This is a genomic window from Pseudomonas salicis (assembly GCF_057128705.1).
Map to the genome: position 1 here is coordinate 311,914 of NZ_JBSKHU010000001.1, position 20,621 is coordinate 332,534.

17 protein-coding genes are annotated in these 20,621 nt (G+C 60.4%); 9 read left to right on the forward strand and 8 right to left on the reverse strand.

The features are described 5' to 3' along the window. Nucleotides 1–5: 5 nt before the first annotated feature. The 6 genes from rraA to ACWKWE_RS01520 all read left to right on the forward strand — a co-directional run bounded on the left by rraA (nucleotide 6) and on the right by ACWKWE_RS01520 (nucleotide 4,526). Nucleotides 6–494, forward strand: a complete 489-nt coding sequence (gene rraA / locus ACWKWE_RS01495) for a ribonuclease E activity regulator RraA (RefSeq protein WP_341964259.1) — start codon at nucleotides 6–8, stop codon at nucleotides 492–494. A gap of 37 nt (nucleotides 495–531) precedes the next feature. Beyond that, a complete protein-coding gene (locus tag ACWKWE_RS01500) occupies nucleotides 532–1,527 on the forward strand; it encodes a zinc transporter ZntB (RefSeq protein ID WP_483849388.1) in 996 nt (331 codons plus the stop codon). Between the two features lie 87 nt (nucleotides 1,528–1,614). Further along, the gene (locus ACWKWE_RS01505) at nucleotides 1,615–1,878 is read left to right on the forward strand and encodes a CrfX protein (protein ID WP_166595488.1); all 264 of its coding nucleotides are present in this window, start codon (nucleotides 1,615–1,617) and stop codon (nucleotides 1,876–1,878) included. A gap of 2 nt (nucleotides 1,879–1,880) precedes the next feature. Next, nucleotides 1,881–2,705: a mechanosensitive ion channel family protein gene (locus ACWKWE_RS01510; RefSeq protein WP_341964261.1), complete on the forward strand. Its 825-nt coding sequence runs from the start codon at nucleotides 1,881–1,883 to the stop codon at nucleotides 2,703–2,705. An 88-nt stretch (nucleotides 2,706–2,793) separates the two neighbouring features. Then, nucleotides 2,794–3,384: an RNA polymerase sigma factor SigX gene (sigX, locus tag ACWKWE_RS01515; protein WP_166595490.1), complete on the forward strand. Its 591-nt coding sequence runs from the start codon at nucleotides 2,794–2,796 to the stop codon at nucleotides 3,382–3,384. A 107-nt stretch (nucleotides 3,385–3,491) separates the two neighbouring features. Beyond that, entirely contained in the window at nucleotides 3,492–4,526 is a 1,035-nt protein-coding gene (locus ACWKWE_RS01520; RefSeq protein WP_483849389.1) for an OmpA family protein, read from the forward strand. Nucleotides 4,527–4,661: 135 nt separating this feature from the next. Here the strand turns inward: ACWKWE_RS01520 and ACWKWE_RS01525 are convergent, their stop codons facing one another. The 3 genes from ACWKWE_RS01525 to ACWKWE_RS01535 form a co-directional block, all read right to left on the reverse strand. Further along, entirely contained in the window at nucleotides 4,662–4,883 is a 222-nt protein-coding gene (locus ACWKWE_RS01525; RefSeq protein WP_483849390.1) for a hypothetical protein, read from the reverse strand. 266 nt (nucleotides 4,884–5,149) lie between these two features. Further along, nucleotides 5,150–6,844: a bifunctional protein-serine/threonine kinase/phosphatase gene (locus ACWKWE_RS01530; protein ID WP_483849391.1), complete on the reverse strand. Its 1,695-nt coding sequence runs from the start codon at nucleotides 6,842–6,844 to the stop codon at nucleotides 5,150–5,152. Nucleotides 6,845–6,864: 20 nt separating this feature from the next. Next, nucleotides 6,865–8,076: a nitrate/nitrite transporter gene (locus ACWKWE_RS01535; protein WP_483849392.1), complete on the reverse strand. Its 1,212-nt coding sequence runs from the start codon at nucleotides 8,074–8,076 to the stop codon at nucleotides 6,865–6,867. Nucleotides 8,077–8,518: 442 nt separating this feature from the next. Between ACWKWE_RS01535 and ACWKWE_RS01540 the strand changes: the two genes are divergently transcribed. Further along, nucleotides 8,519–9,541 (forward strand): quinone-dependent dihydroorotate dehydrogenase, encoded by a 1,023-nt coding sequence (locus ACWKWE_RS01540; protein ID WP_166595494.1) that lies wholly within the window; start codon nucleotides 8,519–8,521, stop codon nucleotides 9,539–9,541. Nucleotides 9,542–9,714: 173 nt separating this feature from the next. Here ACWKWE_RS01540 and rmf read toward each other — a convergent pair whose 3' ends face one another. After that, nucleotides 9,715–9,930: a ribosome modulation factor gene (gene rmf / locus ACWKWE_RS01545; RefSeq protein ID WP_010223328.1), complete on the reverse strand. Its 216-nt coding sequence runs from the start codon at nucleotides 9,928–9,930 to the stop codon at nucleotides 9,715–9,717. A 571-nt stretch (nucleotides 9,931–10,501) separates the two neighbouring features. Here rmf and rlmKL point away from each other — a divergent pair. Together rlmKL and ACWKWE_RS01555 are read left to right on the forward strand one after the other, a co-directional pair. Further along, nucleotides 10,502–12,772 (forward strand): bifunctional 23S rRNA (guanine(2069)-N(7))-methyltransferase RlmK/23S rRNA (guanine(2445)-N(2))-methyltransferase RlmL, encoded by a 2,271-nt coding sequence (gene rlmKL, locus ACWKWE_RS01550; protein WP_483849393.1) that lies wholly within the window; start codon nucleotides 10,502–10,504, stop codon nucleotides 12,770–12,772. Between the two features lie 157 nt (nucleotides 12,773–12,929). Continuing rightward, the gene (locus ACWKWE_RS01555) at nucleotides 12,930–14,939 is read left to right on the forward strand and encodes a sensor domain-containing diguanylate cyclase (RefSeq protein ID WP_483849394.1); all 2,010 of its coding nucleotides are present in this window, start codon (nucleotides 12,930–12,932) and stop codon (nucleotides 14,937–14,939) included. 196 nt (nucleotides 14,940–15,135) lie between these two features. Here ACWKWE_RS01555 and ACWKWE_RS01560 read toward each other — a convergent pair whose 3' ends face one another. The 4 genes from ACWKWE_RS01560 to ACWKWE_RS01575 form a co-directional block, all read right to left on the reverse strand. Continuing rightward, nucleotides 15,136–17,370, reverse strand: coding sequence for a xanthine dehydrogenase family protein molybdopterin-binding subunit (locus ACWKWE_RS01560; protein WP_483849395.1), 2,235 nt, complete (start codon nucleotides 17,368–17,370; stop codon nucleotides 15,136–15,138). Nucleotides 17,371–17,386: 16 nt separating this feature from the next. Then, nucleotides 17,387–18,370 carry an FAD binding domain-containing protein gene (locus ACWKWE_RS01565; RefSeq protein WP_483849396.1) on the reverse strand — a complete coding sequence of 328 codons (984 nt, stop codon included), beginning with the start codon at nucleotides 18,368–18,370 and terminating at the stop codon, nucleotides 17,387–17,389. Further along, nucleotides 18,370–19,032, reverse strand: a complete 663-nt coding sequence (locus ACWKWE_RS01570; protein ID WP_483849397.1) for a (2Fe-2S)-binding protein — start codon at nucleotides 19,030–19,032, stop codon at nucleotides 18,370–18,372. The genes ACWKWE_RS01565 and ACWKWE_RS01570 overlap by 1 nt, the downstream gene beginning before the upstream one ends. Nucleotides 19,033–19,393: 361 nt before the next feature. After that, the gene (locus tag ACWKWE_RS01575; protein ID WP_483849398.1) at nucleotides 19,394–20,458 is read right to left on the reverse strand and encodes an NAD(P)-dependent alcohol dehydrogenase; all 1,065 of its coding nucleotides are present in this window, start codon (nucleotides 20,456–20,458) and stop codon (nucleotides 19,394–19,396) included. Between the last annotated feature and the right edge of the window lie 163 nt (nucleotides 20,459–20,621).

A 20,621-nucleotide genomic window follows, 5' to 3' on the forward strand; every position in this document is an offset into this window, starting at 1 on the left:
TTCTCATGCACTACATCACACCGGATTTGTGCGACGCCTACCCTGAGCTGGTTCAGGTGGTCGAGCCGATGTTCAGCAACTTTGGCGGTCGCGACTCTTTCGGGGGCCAAATCGTGACCCTCAAGTGCTTCGAGGATAATTCGCTGGTGCGTGAGCAGGCCGAACAGGATGGCAAAGGCAAGGTGCTGGTGGTCGATGGCGGTGGTTCGCTGCGACGCGCCTTGCTGGGTGATCTGCTGGCAGAAAAGGCCGCGAAAAACGGCTGGGAAGGCATGGTCATCTACGGCTGCGTACGTGATGTCGATGTCCTGGCACAGACCGATCTCGGTGTGCAGGCATTGGCCAGCCACCCGCTGAAGACCGACAAGCGCGGCCTCGGTGATCTGAATGTCGTCGTGAGCTTCGGCGGTGTGACGTTCCGCCCGGGTGAATACGTGTATGCCGACAACAACGGCATCATCGTCTCGCCAAGCCCGCTGACAATGCCGGACTGATCGAATTTTGATGCGGTCCACCCACGCAAGGATTGGAATGTTCGACGAAGACAACGCGCAATGGGGGCTGGTACATGCCCTGGTGCTGGACGGGAAAGGCGGTGCGCGTTCAATCGCCCGGACCGATCTGGATGGCCTGCAGTTGGAGCCTCACGAAAGCGTGTGGCTCCATTGGGATCGCAGCCATCCGCAGACTCAGACGTGGTTGCGCACGGCCAGCGGCCTCACGCCGTTCGTCTGCGACCTCATGCTTGAAGAGAACACGCGGCCGCGACTCCTGCCACTGCCGGACAACGAATTGCTGCTGTTTTTAAGGGGCGTCAACCTGAACCCCGGGGCTGAGCCCGAAGACATGGTGTCGGTGCGCATCTCTGCCGAAGCGCAACGGGTCATTTCCCTGCGCCTTCGGTCATTGCGCGCCACCGACGAATTGATCGACTTGCTCAGAGAAGGGAAGGGGCCGAAGACCGCTTCCGAACTCCTGGTGTATTTGGCTCAGTTACTCACTGACAAGGTGCAAGCGGTGGTGAGCGAGTTGACCGAATTGGTCGACGACATGGAAGAACGCATAGACGCCGACGAACGGTACATGCCCGAACACGGCAACATGGTGCACATCCGCCGAAGGGCTGCGGGCATGCGTCGTTTCCTGGCGCCGCAGCGTGAAATATACGCGCAGTTGACCCGCAGCAAGATGCCCTGGTTTGTCGAGGACGATGCTGATTACTGGAACGAGTTGAACAACAGCCTGACCCGGTATCTGGAAGAACTCGAATTGACCCGCGAGCGCGTGGGGCTGGTGCTGGAGGCCGAAGATAGACGCCTTAACGAGCGCATGAACCGGACCATGTACCGCTTCGGGATCGTCACCGGGATCTTTTTGCCGATGAGCTTTCTCACCGGTTTGTTGGGGATCAACGTGGGGGGTATTCCCGGGTCGGAGAACCCCCACGGCTTTATGCTGGCATGCGGTCTGATGGTCGTGGTCGCGGTGGGGCAAATGTGGTTGTTCAAGCGTCTGCGCTGGGTATGAGAGGGCAAAAAAAGGCGTTGATCCGGTTTCGTCGTGTGACTCGTGCAAAACTGCCTGCGTCTTCCAGTGACATCACGTGAGGTGCCCATGCACGACCCGTTTGAAGAATCACTGAGAGACATGCTCAATTCTTCGTCCTCCAGCCGGGACGATGACGCGGTGCTGGGGCGAGTCTTGAAGACGGCGAACCGCCAGGTCGGTGCCGGTGACCTGTTCGGCCTGCTCGGCCGTTGCACGCAAGCCCTGATGATTGCCGTGAACAACGGTTCGGCTCACGTTTCACCTGTTTCCCGTCGCAAGGCGACGATTGCCGGCACCCCGTTTGACGGTGCTCAAGACAAGGCTGATTGAATATGGAATTGGATCTCTGGACACAGAGCCTGGTCACCGCAATGACTGCGTTGTGGACCAAAGTCGCGAACTTCATCCCGAACCTGTTCGGGGCTCTGGTGGTTGTTCTGCTGGGTTTCGTGGTCGCCAAGCTGCTCGACACCCTGCTGTCCAAGTTGTTGGCAAAACTGGGGCTGGATCGCCTGATGGGCGGCACTGGCCTCACTAAACTGATCAGTCGCGCAGGGATTCAAGTCCCGATTTCGACGCTGATCGGAAAGATTGTGTATTGGTTCGTGCTGTTGATTTTTCTGGTGTCGGCGGCAGAATCCCTTGGCCTTGAGCGGGTCTCGGCGACACTGGACATGCTGGCGCTGTATCTGCCGAAAGTGTTCGGCGCGGCGCTGGTGTTGCTGGTGGGTGTTCTGCTGGCGCAGTTGGTCAACGGTATCGTCCGGGGCGCAGCGGAAGGCGTCGGTCTGGATTACGCGGCAGGGCTGGGGCGTATCGCCCAATGGCTGGTGATCATCATCAGCATTTCGGTGGCGATCAGCCAGCTGGAGGTGAAAACCGACCTGCTCAACCACGTCATCGTGATCGGATTGATTACCGTTGGTCTGGCCGTTGCGCTGGCCATGGGGCTGGGAAGCCGCGAAATCGCGAGCCAGATCCTGGCAGGAATTTACGTGAGAGAGTTGTATCAGGTAGGGCAACAAGTGCGTGTTGGAGAGGTCGAAGGGCAGATCGAAGAGATTGGCACGGTGAAAACCACGCTGCTGACCGAGGAAGGTGAACTGGTATCGTTGTCGAACCGAATCCTACTCGAACAGCGGGTGAGCAGCCGCTGAACCGGCAAATCTGCTAATGTATGCCGCCGCAAATTCCCGGAGAACCGAGACGCGGTGGACATTTACCTGACTGTCGGCACGGCCTGTTTTGAATAAACCCCAACCGCTCTCCCAGCGATACGACCCCCGCGAGCTCTCCGATGAGGAGCTGGTGGCGCGCTCGCACGCCGAGTTGTTTCACGTGACTCGGGCCTACGAGGAGCTGATGCGGCGCTACCAACGGACACTTTTTAACGTCTGTGCGCGATATTTGGGGAACGATCGCGATGCTGACGATGTCTGTCAGGAGGTGATGCTTAAGGTGTTGTATGGATTGAAAAATTTCGAGGGAAAATCGAAATTCAAAACCTGGCTCTACAGCATCACGTATAACGAATGCATTACGCAGTACAGAAAGGAGCGTCGGAAGCGTCGGTTGATGGACGCTTTGAGTCTCGACCCGCTCGAGGAAGCGTCTGAAGACAAGACGCCAAAACCAGAAGAAAAGGGCGGACTCGATCGATGGCTGGTGCACGTGAACCCGATTGACCGGGAAATCCTGGTGCTGCGATTCGTCGCAGAGCTGGAATTTCAGGAGATCGCAGACATAATGCACATGGGCCTGAGTGCGACGAAAATGCGCTACAAACGAGCACTTGATAAATTACGCGAGAAATTTGCAGGCGTGACCGAAACTTAACTCGGAGCAAATATCTCTAACGAGCAGGCAAGTTCTGATAGACTTGCCGATGAGTTGTCTCCTGATAAGGGAGACCGCTTTACAATCACCAGATGGGGATTTAACGGATGAAACTGAAAAACACCTTGGGCTTGGCCATTGGTACTATTGTTGCCGCAACTTCGTTCGGCGCGCTGGCACAAGGCCAAGGCGCAGTCGAAATCGAAGGCTTCGCCAAGAAAGAACAGTTCGACAGCGCTCGTAATTTCAAAAATAACGGCAACCTGTTCGGCGGTTCGGTTGGCTACTTCCTGACTGACGACGTTGAATTGCGTCTGGGCTACGACGAAGTGCACAACGTGCGCAGCGACGATAGCAAGAACATCAAGGGCGCGAATACCGCTCTGGACGCTCTGTACCACTTCAACAACCCGGGCGACATGCTGCGCCCATACGTCTCGGCTGGTTTCTCCGATCAGAGCATCGGTCAGAACGGCAGCGGCGGTCGTAACCGTTCCACCTTCGCCAACATCGGCGGCGGTGCCAAGCTGTACTTCACTGACAACTTCTACGCCCGTGCTGGCGTTGAAGCTCAGTACAACATCGACCAGGGTGACACCGAGTGGGCGCCAAGCGTCGGTATCGGTGTGAACTTCGGCGGCGGCTCGAAGAAAGTTGAAGCAGCACCGGCTCCAGTAGCTGAAGTGTGCTCCGACAGCGACAACGACGGCGTGTGCGACAACGTCGACAAGTGCCCAGACACCCCGGCCAACGTTACCGTTGACGCCAACGGTTGCCCGGCAGTTGCTGAAGTCGTACGTGTTGAGCTGGACGTGAAATTCGACTTCGACAAGTCGGTCGTCAAGCCAAACAGCTACGGTGACATCAAAAACCTGGCTGACTTCATGAAGCAGTACCCACAAACCACCACCACTGTTGAAGGTCACACTGACTCCGTCGGTCCTGACGCTTACAACCAGAAACTGTCCGAGCGTCGTGCAAACGCCGTTAAGCAAGTTCTGGTTAACCAGTACGGTGTTGGCGCTAACCGCGTGAACTCGGTTGGCTACGGCGAATCCCGTCCAGTTGCTGACAACGCAACCGAGGCTGGCCGCGCTGTTAACCGTCGCGTAGAAGCACAAGTCGAAGCTCAAGCTAAGTAATTAGCCCCGCTTTGCAGAAGAACCCGGCCTCGGCCGGGTTTTTCTTTTCTGGGGGTCTGAACGGTTTGATATGTGGCGAATTGTCGCACCCATGTATCGGTATTGAGGCCAATGAACTGCCTGGTTAGTGGCAATTTAATAGCGGGTATTGTTGGCAAACTTCGAAAGACCCCACAGTGGAAACGGCAGTGTCACCAGCAATGACAACCGCACCCATGCATACACCGCGTCAACGCCATCATTCTGCAAATTGACAAAGAGCTTCACCGGGATACCCTGCGGGAAATAGGCGAACACCATCACAATGCCAAACTCGCCAATCACCCGGCCCCAAGTGATAGCAAGCCCCGTTGCCAAGGCTCAACGCGCCGTCGGTAAGGTCGGCGGCAGAACGTTTCCCACCCTGTGCAGCCCAGACTGCGCGCCGCTTCTTCCAGTGTTCGAGGCACGCCTGCAAAGGCAGAAGTGGCCGATAACACGAAACACGCCAAGCCCCCATACTCCTGAGCCAGCACGTCGGCGAGCATCAGGCTGAAGATGATCTTCTGGCCCTGATGATCGACGCCACCACGGCGTCTTGGCATCGGGTTGATTGCTGTCCGTTGAGCGACATTGGATCGCCCTCAATGCTTGATCACCCAGATCCACAGCAGCAGGTTCAGGAGCAGCGAGACGAGCGCGACCCCGCGCCAGACTTTCAATGGCTCGCGTTCCAGCAGGGGTTTGGGGCGAGCGTCCAGCAGGCTCAGTTCTCCCCGTTCAAGTTCCAACAGCCACTGTTCGGCGGTTTCGAAACGTTTGGCTGGATCGGCTTGCAGGGCCTTATCCAGGTGACGTTCGAGCCACTCGGGGGTGTCAGGACGATAACGGCTTGCCGGGACGGGCTGTCCGAAACGATGGCGTTGAAAGGCTTCGATCTCGCCGTGGGGGTAATGTCCGGTCAGCAGGAAATACAGCGCGACGCTGGCGGCGTACAGGTCCAGAGACGGGGCCGGGGGCGCACCGCTAAAAGCTTCCGGCGCAATGAAACTCGGCGTGCCGGGCACATCGCCTGCGGCATCGATGGACAGGCCGGGACAGAACGCGAGGCCGAAATCCAGCACCCGCAGCTCCCCGTTCTCATCGATCAGCAGGTTTTCCGGTTTGATGTCGCGATGGAAGATATTGCGCCGATGCAGCAGGCCCAGGGCGCTTATCAAGTCCCGGGTGAGCGTGTGCCACTGCGCCCAGTCCATTGGGCCGTGTTGGGCAAAGGCGTGAGCGAGCGTCTGGCCTGAGTATTCGCGCATCACGTAATACAGGTGCTGGCGTTCGGGCAACGGATGCACGTCGGGAAAGAAGCGCCCGGCGACGCGCCGTAGAAACCACTCCTCAAGCAACAGCGCCTGTGCGGCACCGTGTTCGTCGTGGCGGGAGGTGGGTAACGTTTTCAACAGCCAGGGGTGATCGTGCGCGTCCCTCAGCCGATACAAGAGCGACTGACGCGAGTCACCCAATGCCGCTTCGACGCGCCAGCCCTCGAATGATTGCCCGGCACGCAGACTGGGTGGCAAAGGCCATTGTTGCAGCTGAATCAGCGCATCGCCCAGGGAGTCAGGCCCCAACTGGTCCACCTGAATCAACAGCGCGGTGGCGTTGTCCTGACTGCCGGTCAAATGCGCCGCCGTGACCAACGCGTTGACTGCGGCCTCCAGGTCATTCTGCTCGCTGAGTATCGAGCGGACAGTGCTGTCGCTCAACACCCCCCACACGCCGTCGCTGATCAGCAGCAGCCGCTCTCCCTGCCGCAGTTCGCCGTCGAGATAATCCATGACCACGTACTGGTCCAGCCCCAACGCCCGTTTCAGCACATGCCGCATGTCCGGTTGTTCCCAGACGTGGTCCTCGCTGATCCGTTGCAGCGTGCCGTCGAGCCATCGATACACCCGGCAATCGCCGATGTGGGCGAGGGTGAAACGACGTCCGCGCAGGACCAGTGCGCTGAGAGTGGTCAGCAGCCCGTTGGCTTGCAACCAGCGATTCTGCGCCGACAGTAAGCGATCCAGGGCTTGCGCCACGCCCCATGTTTCCGGCGTGGCGTAGTAATCCAGCGCCAGGGCCTGAAGCGTGGAGCGCGAGGCCAGCCCGCCATCGGTGCACTGACTGACGCCATCGGCCACTGCAAAGAGATAGCCCTTGCTGGCGGCCAGTGACGGAACCGGGGTCACCATTCGCGTGGCGTCCTGATTCTCCGCACGAGGGCCGCAAGCGCTGAATTCGGCAAAGCGCAGTTGCAGGCCGGTGGGCGCGGCGGGTGGCGGCATCGCGGGCTGATTCATGGTCCGTTCCTTTTAGCCCGTCAAACGCGCGCCGCCGTGACAGCTGCCGACCCCCAGGTGGTTCTCCAGCGGCGTTTGACATTCATCAGGCCGAACCAGGCGAGCACGCCCAACAGTGCGAACAGCCACAGGCCCAATTGGTAATCCCCCGTGTTCTGTTTGATCGCACCCAGGCCCGCTGCCAACAGAAAACCACCGATGCCACCCGCCATACCGATCAAGCCGGTCATCACGCCGATCTCTTTGCGGAAACGTTGCGGCACCAGTTGGAAGACCGCGCCGTTGCCTGCGCCCAGGCCCAGCATCGCGGCAACGAACAGCCCGAGTGCTGCCCACGAACTTGGCAGGTTGAAGCCCACTGCAGCGATGCAGATGGCTGCCACGGCGTACATGCCGGACAACGTGCGGATGCCGCCGAAACGGTCCGCCAGCGCGCCACCCAGCGGACGCATCAGGCTGCCACCAAACACGCAGGCGGCGGTGTAGTAACCGGCGGTGACCGGGCTCAGGCCGTACTGGTCGTTGAAGTAGCCGGGCAGGGCGCTGGCCAGGCCAATGAACCCGCCGAAAGTGACGCTGTAGAAAAACATGAACCACCAGCTGTCGCGGTCGCCCAGCGCCTTGAAGTAGTCCGCCATGGCCTTGCGCGGTGGACGCTCTGGCGCGTTGCGGGCCATGAGGGAGAAGGCCACCAGCGTCAGCACCAGCGGGATGGCCGCAAAGCCGAACACGTTGCTCCAGCCGAAGCTCGCAGCCAACACCGGGGCGATCAGCGCCGCGAAAACAGTCCCGGAGTTGCCAGCGCCGGCGATGCCCATCGCCTTGCCTTGGTGTTGTGGCGGATACCACTGCGATGCCAGCGGCAGGGCGACGGCGAACGACGCGCCCGCCATGCCCAGCGCAATGCCGAGGAGCAGCGCCTGTTCATAGCTATGGATGCCCAGTTGCCAGGCACAGAGCAGGGCAACGATGACGATGACCTGGCCGATGATGCCTGCGGTCTTGGGCGACAGTTGATCCGCCAGCATGCCCATCAGGAAGCGCAGAATCGCCCCGGCGAGAATCGGCGTGGCGACCATGAGTCCGCGCTGTTGGGTGGTCAGGTGCAGGTCAGCGGCGATCTGCACCGCCAACGGCCCCAGCAGATACCAGACCATGAAGCTCAGGTCGAAATAAAGAAACGCTGCAAACAGCGTAGGTTTGTGGCCGGCTTTCCAGAAGCTTGTCGTCATCTCACACCTCATTTGCGGAAATCGTCTTCGGTGCGCCTGTTGTCTGCACCGTTGCGGGTTGGTTGCGGGAGAAGCGTGTCTGGCGCTTCACCGACTTTTTCGGGCCCAAACGAAAAAACGCCGCCACCCTGTCCGCGTTGTGCGAAGGGGTGAGCGACGTCTTTGTCGAGTGTGTGGGCAACCGCCGTTGGCTACCTGTGAGATTGAGCTAGCAAAAGCCGGGCCATCGCCGCTGCGGTTGATGTCTCGCGAGAATCACAGCGGGTGGCGAACACTTTAGTCCCGCTTTTGGTGCAGAGATGAGGATGCCGTGCTCCAGGTGTGATCATTGCGCAGGCTTTTACGCCGCCCCGCGCAAAGTTCGCGACATGCCTCGCGCTGGCCCCCCGTGGACGTTTATAATCCGCGGCTGACTTCAGCCTCAAACGAGCCGCGCCCACCCATGTATAACCTGGCCCGCCAGTTACTGTTCAAACTCTCCCCGGAAGCTTCCCACGATCTGTCCATCGACCTGATCGGCGCGGGAGGGCGTCTGGGGCTCAATGGCCTGTTCAACAAGGCGCCCGCGCGGTTGCCCGTGACGGTCATGGGCTTGCAGTTCCCTAACCCGGTAGGCCTGGCGGCCGGTCTGGACAAGAACGGTGCGGCCATCGACGGCTTCGCCCAGCTGGGTTTCGGTTTCGTCGAAATCGGTACCGTGACCCCGCGTCCGCAGCCCGGCAACCCGAAGCCAAGGATTTTCCGCCTGCCCCACGCTGAAGCCATCATCAACCGCATGGGCTTCAACAACCTGGGCGTCGACAACCTCGTCAGCCGCGTGCAGGCCGCCAAATACACCGGCGTTCTAGGCATCAACATCGGCAAGAACTTCGATACGCCGGTCGAGCGCGCTGTGGACGATTACCTGATCTGTCTGGACAAGGTTTACGCCCACGCCAGTTACATCACCGTCAACGTCAGTTCGCCGAACACGCCGGGCCTGCGCAGCCTGCAATTCGGCGATTCCCTCAAGCAACTCCTCGAAGCGTTGCGCGTTCGCCAGGACGCACTGACCCAGATTCACGGCAAGCGTGTGCCGTTGGCGATCAAGATCGCGCCGGACATGAGCGATGATGAAACGGTGCTGGTGGCCAGTGCGCTGCTGGAGTCGGGCATGGACGCGGTGATCGCGACCAACACCACGCTGAGCCGTCAGGGTGTCGAGGGGCTGCCACATGGCGACGAGGCGGGCGGGCTGTCCGGCGCCCCGGTGCGCGAGAAGAGCACTCACATCGTCAAGGTGCTGGCGGGCGAGCTCGGTGGGAAACTGCCGATCATCGCGGCAGGCGGCATCACGGAAGGCAAGCACGCTGCCGAGAAAATCGCAGCCGGGGCGAGTCTGGTGCAGGTCTATTCAGGTTTCATTTATAAAGGCCCGACGCTGATTCGCGAATCGGTGGACGCCATCGCGGCGATGCCTCGCTAAGCATTCGGTACAAAATGCGACTTCAAATAAAGAGGGGCTCCGTAATGGAGCCCCTCTTGGGCCTGAGCCCGCCGCCCGGATGGGGCGTGCATGGTTAGGTGTTTACGACGCAGATTGTCGATTCTTTCGAAGAAATTCTGATGAGTCGAAGTGTACCTTTGGTAATTTGAGTGTCAGCCGACCGCGTGAAGTTCGTTGAGTCTGTGTATACCCGCAGTGCCGGTCATACCGTCCCAGTTGTCGCCGCGTCCTTCCCGCCAGCCATTGATCCAGGCTTGGCGCACCGACGGTAGAGTAAATGGGCAAAGCTCACGGGATTTACCAGTTACGCCGTATTGATATCCGCGCGAAAAAGCTCTTTCCAACGGATCACGCTTAAGTCTTCTCATAGGGTGTTGCCCTCGTTTGTTGACTGTTATGTCCCTGGAGACCTCATGTCGAGGTCGGGCAGAATCTTCTGCCTTTGCATGCCCGCTGCCGGCGTCGCGGGCGATGGTGCCCTCGTCGTTGCGACGAAGGCCTGAGGTGAGTTCTAACCAATGGTTCGGATGCTGTGAATGACCGTTTTGTCATAAGAACGTAACCGTTGAGGCATTAAGACCATAAGCGCTGAATCGTTTCGAGTGGATTTTTTTTGCCAAGCCCCCTGATCCGAGGGTCTTGATGAAATTTGCGAGTCATTCTCATGGACGGCTGATGGCCGTTTGACGTCAGATTTAAAACGACGAAGGGTCAGGGATGTGACTTTTTATTACTGCCGTCGTCGGGCTGAATAGCGGTTTTTTAAGAACAAACATGCCTGTTGGACGTTCTGACGGGCATAACTGCCGTACTCGAAATCATTCGACGCGGCGGAGCGGCACAACCGTGTGCCACCCGGACGTCTCCACGAAAGACGTCTGTTGAATCGGGCCGGACGATGCGTTGTCCCGCCACATAGCCGAAGGCTCTGGAAATCTCATGTCGGACCAATACGAACTCTTCCTCACCTGTCCCAAAGGCCTTGAGGGCCTGCTCGCCGAGGAAGCCACCGCACTTGGCCTCCAGGAAACCCGCGAACACACCTCGACGATTCGGGGCAGCGCCGACATGGAAACCGCCTACCGGCTGTGCCTGTGGTCGCGTCTGGCCAACCGCGTGCTGCTGGTCCTCAAACGCTTCCCGATGAAAGATGCCGAAGACCTGTACCACGGCGTGCATGACATCGAATGGGCCGACCATCTGGAACCGGACGGCACCCTGGCCGTGGAATTCAGTGGGCATGGTTCGGGCATCGACAATACCCACTTCGGCGCGTTGAAGGTCAAGGACGCCATCGTCGACCGCCTGCGCACCCCGGATGGGCTGCGTCCGTCGATCGACAAACTCAACCCTGACCTGCGCGTCCACCTGCGGCTGGACCGTGGCGAAGCAATTCTTTCGCTGGACCTGTCCGGCCACAGCCTGCACCAGCGCGGCTATCGCTTGCAGCAGGGCGCGGCGCCGCTGAAGGAAAACCTCGCGGCGGCCATTCTGATTCGTTCCGGCTGGCCGCGTATCGCGGCGGACGGCGGCGCGTTAGCCGACCCCATGTGCGGCGTGGGCACCTTCCTGGTCGAAGCGGCAATGATCGCTGCCGATATTGCACCGAACCTCAAGCGTGAGCGTTGGGGGTTTTCCGCGTGGCTGGGCCATGTCCCGGCGTTGTGGCGCAAGCTGCATGACGAAGCCCAGGCCCGCGCCGAGGCCGGTTTGGCCAAGCCGCCGCTGTGGATTCGCGGCTACGAAGCCGATCCACGACTGATCCAGCCGGGTCGCAACAACGTCGAGCGAGCCGGACTGTCGGACTGGATCAAGATTTATCAAGGCGAAGTCGCGACCTTTGAGCCGCGTCCGGACCAGAACCAGAAGGGCCTCGTGATCTGCAACCCACCGTATGGCGAACGTCTGGGTGACGAAGCGAGCCTGCTGTACCTCTACCAGAATCTGGGCGAGCGTCTGCGTCAGGCCTGTCTGAACTGGGAAGCGGCCGTGTTCACCGGTGCGCCGGACCTGGGCAAGCGCATGGGCATCCGCAGCCACAAGCAATACGCGTTCTGGAACGGCGCCTTGCCGTGCAAGCTGCTGCTGATCAAGGTGTTGCCGGATCAGTTCGTCACCGGCGAGCGTCGCACCCCCGAGCAGCGTCAGGCCGAGCGCGAACAGGCGGCCTACGACCAGACCCCGGATGAGCCGCAGGAGCGCAAGTTCAACAAGAACGGCAACCCGATCAAGCCCGCGCCCGCCCCGGCGCCGGTGATCGAGCAGCCACGCCTCAGCGAAGGCGGGCAGATGTTCGCCAATCGCCTGCAAAAGAACCTCAAGGCCATGGGCAAGTGGGTCAAGCGCGAAGGTATCGACTGCTACCGCGTGTACGACGCCGATATGCCCGAGTACGCGATGGCCATCGACCTGTACCACGACTGGGTGCACGTTCAGGAATACGCCGCGCCGAAGTCCATCGACCCGGAAAAGGCGTCGATCCGCATGTTCGATGCCTTGGCGGCCATTCCCCAGGCATTGAACATCGACAAGAGCCGCGTCATCGTCAAACGCCGTGAGCGTCAGAGCGGGACCAGGCAGTACGAGCGTCAGAGCGCCCAGGGCAAGTTCAACGAGGTCAACGAAGGCGGGGTCAAGCTGCTGGTCAACCTGACCGACTACCTCGACACCGGTCTGTTCCTCGATCACCGCCCGATGCGCATGCGCATCCAGCGCGAAGCCGCGGGCAAGCGTTTCTTGAACCTGTTCTGCTACACCGCGACCGCCAGCGTGCACGCGGCCAAAGGCGGCGCGCGCAGTACCACCAGCGTCGACCTGTCAAAAACCTATCTGGACTGGGCGCGCCGCAACCTGTCGCTCAACGGCTTTTCCGACAAGAACCGTCTGGAACAGGGCGACGTGATGGCCTGGCTGGAAGCGAGTCGCGACGAATACGACCTGATCTTCATCGACCCGCCGACTTTCTCCAACTCCAAGCGCATGGAAGGGGTGTTCGACGTGCAGCGCGATCAGGTGCAGCTGATCGACCTGGCGATGGCGCGTCTGGCCAGCGGCGGCGTGCTGTATTTCTCCAACAACTTCCGCAAGTTCCAGCTGGAAGAAAACCTCGCCGAACGGTACGCGGTCGAGGAAATCACTCAGCAGACCATCGATCCGGACTTCACGCGAAACGGCAAGATCCACCGCGCCTGGAAGATCACCGCGCGCTGAATCGATACCGCGCCGGCTCCGGCACCCGCTGCAACGGCGGGCCTCCGGGGTCGGCAGATGCTGACGGACACGCAGCACTAGGCAAACTAATGGCGAATAGCTATAAGTTAACTCTGGCCACGTGCCACGGCAGCACGTGGCGCCATGAGTTCAGCCTATGTCGTCTAACCGGTCCAGCGCGAAGATCCTTGGCTTCATCAATGAAGACACGTCGTCGTGGGCGGTTGCCGCGCTTGTTTTCTCTGCCGGTGCCGTACTGACCGCGCTCTTGGCGTTGGCCAACGTCGAGGTGTATCAGCGTCAGTTGCGTCAACGCTTCGACTTGCTGGCCGCCGAGCGAGTGAGCCGCATTCAGGACCGTTTAGAGGGGCAACTGCGACGACTGGACAGCCTGCGCCGGTTCTTCGTGTACTCCGATGACGTTTCCGAACAGGAGTACAACGGCTTCGCCCGCCCTCTGTTGACCTTCACCCAAGCGTATTCATGGGCGCCAAAAGTCCTGGACAGTGATCGCGAGGCGTTTGAGAAGAGCGCTCGGGATGCCGGGGTGCGCAACTATTCCATTCGAGAGTTGGATGGGGGCAGCAGCTTGGCGGTCGCGAACAGGCGCCCGGTTTATTACCCGGTGCGTTTCTCTCAAAGCCGAAGCACCCTCGAATTGCCATTGGGTTTTGACGTGAACTCCGAGCGTGTGCGGCAGGAGACCCTTGAGCGGGCGATCTGGACCGGCGAAATGGCCGCTTCACCGCACATGAACCTGGTAGGTCTCGAAACGGAAAACAGCAAGGGTATTTTGCTGGTGGCCCCCGTTCAGTCCCGCCCGCACCCCGAAACCTCTTCACTGGGGGCATTGCAGGGATTTTTGGTAGCGGTCATCAGCCTTCATAAAATGATGACCGAAGGCTTGCCGTTGAGTGCCGAAGACAACCTGAACCTCAGGCTCGAAGACATCACGGGAGCGCCGGAATCCGACGTGCTGTATCAGTCAGCCGCCAACGCAGCGGCCAGCGACCTCTCCATCACCAAAACCCTGAATTTTGCGGGCCGCATCTATCAGTTGAAAGTGCGACCGACCTCCGTCTTCATCGGTGCCAACCCTTCGTCCAACGACAGCCTGGTGATCCTCGGCGCGCTGCTCAGTTTCATGCTGAGTGCGTTGCTGTACGTGTTGATCAGCCAGCGTCAGCGCGCCTTGCGGATGGTGGAGCAAAGCACGACGCGGCTGCGCCAGCGCGAACAGCAACTGCGCACCGCCCACAGTCAGTTGCGCAATGTGCTGGACGCGGCCACCCAGGTGGCAATCATTGCCACGGACATGAACGGCCTGATCACCACCTTCAACATCGGCGCCGAAAAAATGCTCGGTTACGACAGCTCGGACATCTGCGGCGTCCGGACCTTGTGTGAGCTGCACCTGCCTTCCGAGCTGGCGGCACATGTCAATGAATTGAGCCAGCGCTATGACCGGGTGGTCGACACCGTGGAAGTCATGCTGATCGAAGCGGTGCAAGAGCACGCCCATCAGGCCAATGACTGGACGCTGGTGCGCCATGACGGCAGCCATTTGCAGGTCAACATGCAGGTCAGCCCGGTCCTCGACGAGCACGATCAATGGATCGGCTACCTGGCCGTGTGCCTGGACATCACCGAGCGCAAACGGGTAGAGGAAGAACTGCGCACCATGTCCGTGACGGATGCGCTGACGGGCGTCTACAACCGGCGTTATTTTCAGGAGCGTCTACAGGCCGAGGTGTTCCGTGTCGAACAGTACGGTGGCCTGTTCTCCGTGGTCATGCTGGACATCGACCACTTCAAGGCCATCAACGATCAACTGGGCCATGCTGTCGGCGACCATGTGCTGCAAGCCATCTGCGAGCGGCTGTGTCATCGGCTGCGGCGCAGTGACGTCTTTTGCCGGCTCGGTGGGGAAGAGTTCATGGTCCTGTGCCCCGACACCGATAGCGATCAGGCCTACGGATTGGCGGTGGAGCTGTGGTCCGCCCTGCGCACTCAGCCAGTCGACGGCGTGGGACGGGTCACCGCGAGTTTCGGCATTGCCAGCTGGCGCGAAGGCGAGGGCGCCGACGCGCTGCTGTTGAGGGCGGATTCCGGGGTGTATGCCGCGAAGATGACGGGCCGCGACCGGATACAGCCGGAATTGGGGTGACACCCGTTGCTTTTGATTCTGTTCGCAGGCTGGCCCAAGGCGCTTTGTGACACCGCCGAACCCTGTGGGGGCGAGTTCTTTCGCGGGGCATTCATACATCCGACGCATGTGTGCCGAATGTACGATTTTTCGCGAATGAATTCGCTCCCACAGGAACAGTGGCATCCCAGGTTATTGCGGATGGCACAACCTTGCTTTACGCACTCAGCGTCGGTGGTAACTCCATCAGCTTGTCCAGTGTGATCGGCAAATCACGAATCCGCTTGCCGGTGGCATGGGCCACGGCATTCGCCACCGCAGCGGCCAGGCCCGTGATGCCGATCTCGCCAATCCCCCGCGCCCCGAACTCGTTCAGTTCATAGTCCGGGTAGTCGAGCAGAATCACGTCGATCTCCGGCTGGTCCGCATGCACCGGCACCACGTACTCGGCGTAGTTGTTGTTCACCGGCATGCCGTTGCGCTCATCGAAGTCCGTGCCTTCGAACAGCGCCATGCCGACGCCCATCACAATTGCCCCTTCGACCTGATTGAGCGCAGTCTTGTGGTTGATCACCTTGCCGACGTCGATAGCGCTGACCACCCGCGCCACCCGCAGCCGGGAAATGCCCGGGTCCCAACGCACCTCGACGAAATGCACCCCGAATGACCGAAACGAATGCTTGCTGGTGTCATTCATGCCGGTCTTGGCCTCGCCAAAGGCGCTGGATTGTTTCTGTGCCTTGAGCACGTCAGCAATCGCGAAGGTCTTGTCACCGCTCTTCAACTGACCCTGCTCGAAGCTGACCTGATCGGCCTTGGCCCCGGCAAACACGCCTTTGGGCGCCGTGGAGAGCGCCTTCAATTGCTCGACCGCCTGACGCGTCGCTTCAGCAATCGCGGGGAGCACGCTGGCCGTCGCCCAGGAGCCACCGGACACCGGCGCGGGTGGAAACGACGAGTTGCCCAGTTCGACCTCGATCTTGTCCAGCGGGATGCCCGTGATGCTGCTCACCACTTGGGCGACGATGGTGTAGGTGCCGGTGCCGATGTCCTGCACGCCGCAGATCGCATAGGCCGTGCCGTCGGCGCGCAACGACACTTGCGCCTCCGCAGGCGTGCGGTAGGCGTCCCAGTTACAAGCCGCCATGCCGTAGCCGATGATCTCGTGACCGTCTTTCATCGAGCCCGGCTTCGGATCGCGCTTGCTCCAGCCAAAGCGCTCGCCGGCCTGATCAATGCACGCCTGCAAATGGTTGCTCGACCACGGCAAGTTCTGGCTTTCGTCGCGCTCGGAGACATTCAGCTTGCGGAAGGCCAGCGGGTCCATGCCGACTTTATCGGCCATCTCGTCCATCGCCGACTCCAGCGCGAACAGACCCGGCGCGGCCCCCGGTGCACGCATCGACGTCGGCGTGCCGCGATTGACCTCAATGATCTTGTGGCTGGTCAGCACGTTGGCGCAGCTGTAGAGGCTTTTGGTCGAGGTCCCGCAGTTTTCCTTGTACGGGTCGGTAAACGACGTGGTGTTGATCGATTCGTGACGCACCGACACCAGCTTGCCCTTGTCATCCGTGGCGAGGCGCAAGCGTTGACGGGTTTCCGGCCGGTGCCCCGTGGTGGTGAACATCTGTTCGCGAGGCACGACAAATTGCACCGGGCGATTGAGCACTTTCGCCGCGCCACTGGCGGCGACGGAGTGGGGCCAGATCCACAGCTTGCTGCCGAAGCCCGAGCCAATGAACGGCGCCCGGACTTCGACCTTTTCCGGGATCAGACCGAAAATTTTCGCCAGCGAATTGCGATGTGCAACGACGCCCTGACTCGCCTCGTAGACGATCAACCGACCGTCTTCCCAACTGGCGACGGTCGCGTGCATTTCCATCGGGTTGTGGGTTTCGACGGGAGTGGTGTAGGTCGCATCAATGCTGTGGGCGGCGCTGTCGAATGCCGCACCCGCGTCGCCACGACTGTGGCCGGGGCTGCCGTCCTGCAGCTTGCCCGCCTTCATGCCCTGTTCGAGGTTGGCCACCGCATCGGTCTTGCTGTAGCTGACCTTGACCTTATAGGCCGCGGCTCGTGCGTGTTCGAAGGTGTCGGCCACCACCAGCGCGACGAACTGCCCGGCGTAGTAAACCGTGTCGTCTTCGAACGGCAGACGGCTTTCGTCGGACTTGGCGGCCTTGAGGATCTGTGCGAACGACATCGGCAATGTCGAGTTGTGGTACAGCTCAGGAAAATTGCCGTGGTGAAAGATGTCCAGCACGCCGGGGGATTTGCGCGCGGCGTCCAGGTCTAGCCCGGTCACCTTGCCACTGGCAATGGTACTGAATACGCCATAGCCGTAGGCCATGTTTTTCAGGTGATGGTCAGAGGCATACATCGCGGTGCCGGTGACCTTGCGTCGGCCGTCGATGCGCCGGGGCGCCGCGCCGATCATGTTTGAATCCGTCATGTCTCGATCCTCCCGATCAGGCCGTCAGCGTGCTGAGGTTGCGCATGATCGCCTGCTGCCCGAGGGCAATCTTGTAGGCGTTGTGGCGGTATGGTTTGGCGCCCTGCAACGCAAGGGCGGCGGCTTTTTCCATGTTTTGCGGGGTCAACGTCGCGCCTTTCAAGGCGCGCTCCGCTTCCAGGGCACGCCACGGCTTGGTGCCGACGCCGCCCATCGCGATGCGCGCTTCACGCACGGTGTTGCCGTCCATCACCAGAATCACCGCGCTCGAAGCGAGGGCGAACTGGTACGAGGCGCGGTCACGCAATTTCAGGTAACCGGACTTGCTGTTGGCCAGCGACGCGTCCAGCACCACGTGGGTGATCAACTCGTCATCCTGCAAGGCGTGTTCTTTCCACGGAGTCGAGCCGGGCAACAGATGGAAGTCTAGGAAATCGACGCTGCGTGAACCCTTCGCCCCTTGCACCTCGACCTTCGCGCCAATCGCCGCCATCGCCACGCACATGTCCGACGGGTGGGTCGCGATGCATTGATCGCTGGTGCCCAGCACTGCATGCACGCTACGGTTATGACCATCGATGGCGGCACAGCCTGAACCGGGCTCGCGTTTATTGCAGGCCGAATGGCCGTCGCGGAAGTAATTGCAGCGCACCCGCTGCATGACGTTGCCTGCGGTGGTGGCCTTGTTGCGCAACTGCGTGGTGGCGCCGGACAGCAACGCCTGGGACAGCACCGGGTAGTGCTCGACGATGTAAGGGTGGTGGGCCAGGGTGGTGTTGGTCACCAACGCGCCGACGCGCACGCTGCCGTCTTTCTGCACCTCGACCTGCTTGAGGGACAGGTGATTGACGTCGATGACCTGGTCGGCGGGCATCACGTCCAGTTTCACCAGGTCCAGCAGGGTGGTGCCGCCCGCGAGAAAGAAGGCGGTCTGGCTTTTCGAGTGGGTCGTCACGGCCTGCTCAACGCTGCTGGCGCGCACATAATCGAGGGCTCTCATCAGGTCACCTCCTGCAATTTGATCCGCGCACTTTGAATGGCGGCCAGGATGTTCTTGTAGGCGCCGCATCGGCAGATATTGCCGCTCATGGCTTCGCGTACGCTGTGGTCGTCGCTGCCAATGTTTTTGTCTTGCAACACCGCCACGGCGCTCATGATCTGGCCGCTGGTGCAGTAGCCGCACTGGTAAGCGTCGTGTTCCCAGAACGCTTCTTGCACCGGGTGCAGTTTGCCGTCCTTCGCCAGACCTTCGACGGTGGTGATCTCGTCGCCTTCGTGCATGGCCGCCAGCGACAGGCACGAATTGATGGCCGTGCCGTTGACGTGAACGGTGCACGCACCGCACTGGCCGTGGTCGCAGCCTTTCTTGGTGCCGGTCAGTTGCAGGCGATCACGCAGCACATCCAGCAGTGCGGCGTTGGCCGGGAGGTTGAGCGTGTGGGTCTGGCCGTTGACCTTGAGGGTCATACGCCGTTCGTCTTTGGCGGGCGGATCGACGTCGTCGGCCACCGCGGCCTGGGCTTCGAGGGCTTGGGTCCACATCGGAGCCGTGGCTGCCGCGAGGCCGGACACGCCAATGGATTTCAGGAAATTTCGTCGCGACGGCACGGTGAAGGCCGTGAGGTCGGACACAGGTTCTTTGTGATCAGGCTGATCGGTCATGGACAGGTTCCTCGTCAGCATTGAGTCAGGCCCGGCGCTGACGGTGAGCAGCGAACGGGCATCTGCGGCAGTGAAAGCGTCAAGTCACCCACGATAAACAATGAGCGAACCAAGCATTCATTCGAATAACTGCATGCACTGTTGAAGATTTCTCGCCAATCCCCCGACGTACTCGTTGCGTTCGGCATCGACGTCTTGCGGAGAAAGCGTTGTCAAGGGGGGGAGCAGCATCACCCCAGAGTTAATGACCTGAGGCAATGGGGTTGGTTGCGGATAATTTACGGAGGTCGAAACACAGAATGTTACGAAAGCCCCGGGCCGACGAGGCAGGTTCCCGTGACAGCCCGGTGGTCGAAACGCGTCAGGCCGCCGACGCTTCTTCTTTCAGCGTGGCCATGTCGATCACGAAACGGTACTTCACGTCACCCTTGACCATGCGCTCGTAGGCTTCGTTGATGTCCTTCATGTGAATCATCTCGATGTCGGAGACAATGCCGTGCCTGGCGCAGAAATCCAGCATTTCCTGGGTTTCCTGAATGCCGCCGATCAGCGAGCCGGCGAGGCTACGACGTTTGAAGATCAGGTTGAACACCGACGGCGACGGGTGCGGGCTGTCAGGTGCGCCCACGAGGGTCATGGTGCCGTCGCGCTTGAGCAGGTTGAGGAAGGCGTCCAGATCGTGAGGTGCCGCTACGGTGTTGAGGATGAAGTCCAGGGAATTGGCTTGCTTGGCCATTTCATCGGCGTTCTTCGACACCACGACTTCGTCGGCACCCAGTCGCTTGCCGTCTTCGCGCTTGTTTGGCGAGGTGGTGAACAGCACCACGTGAGCGCCCATGGCATGGGCGATCTTCACGGCCATGTGGCCCAGGCCGCCCAGACCCACCACACCGACTTTTTTACCCGGGCCGACTTTCCAGTGGTGCAGCGGCGAGTAGGTGGTGATACCCGCGCACAGCAGCGGTGCGACGGCGGCGAGGTTGTCGCTGTGGGAGATTTTCAGGACGAATTTCTCTTTTACCACGATCTTGTCGGAGTAGCCACCGAAGGTGTTTTCACCGCCGAACACCGGGCCGTTGTAAGTGCCGGTGAAACCGCTTTCACAATATTGCTCTTCACCTTCCGCGCAGGACGCGCAATGCTGACAGCTGTCGACCATGCAGCCGACGCCGGCGAGGTCACCGACCTTGAAGTTCTTCACGTTGGCGCCCACCGCCGTGACCTTGCCGACGATTTCATGGCCCGGCACCGACGGGTAGAGCGTGTTGTGCCATTCGTTGCGGGCCGTGTGCAGGTCGGAGTGGCAGACCCCGCAGAACAGGATGTCGATCTGCACGTCATCAGCCCCCGGCTCACGTCGCTCGATGTGCAGCGGGGCCAGTTTTTCCGAGGCTGATTTTGCGGCATAGCTGTAAGTCTTGATCATTTTTCAATCAACTCCTGAGGACGAGGTAGGTTGGAGACGCAGTAATCAGAGACAGGTAACAACAAGGGAAGGTCCGGGATCGAGACAGCATCATTTAATGTGGGTCGATCTGACCAGCGTGCGCGGAAAATCTTTCATTTCAACGGTTAGCTGCCGATATAGA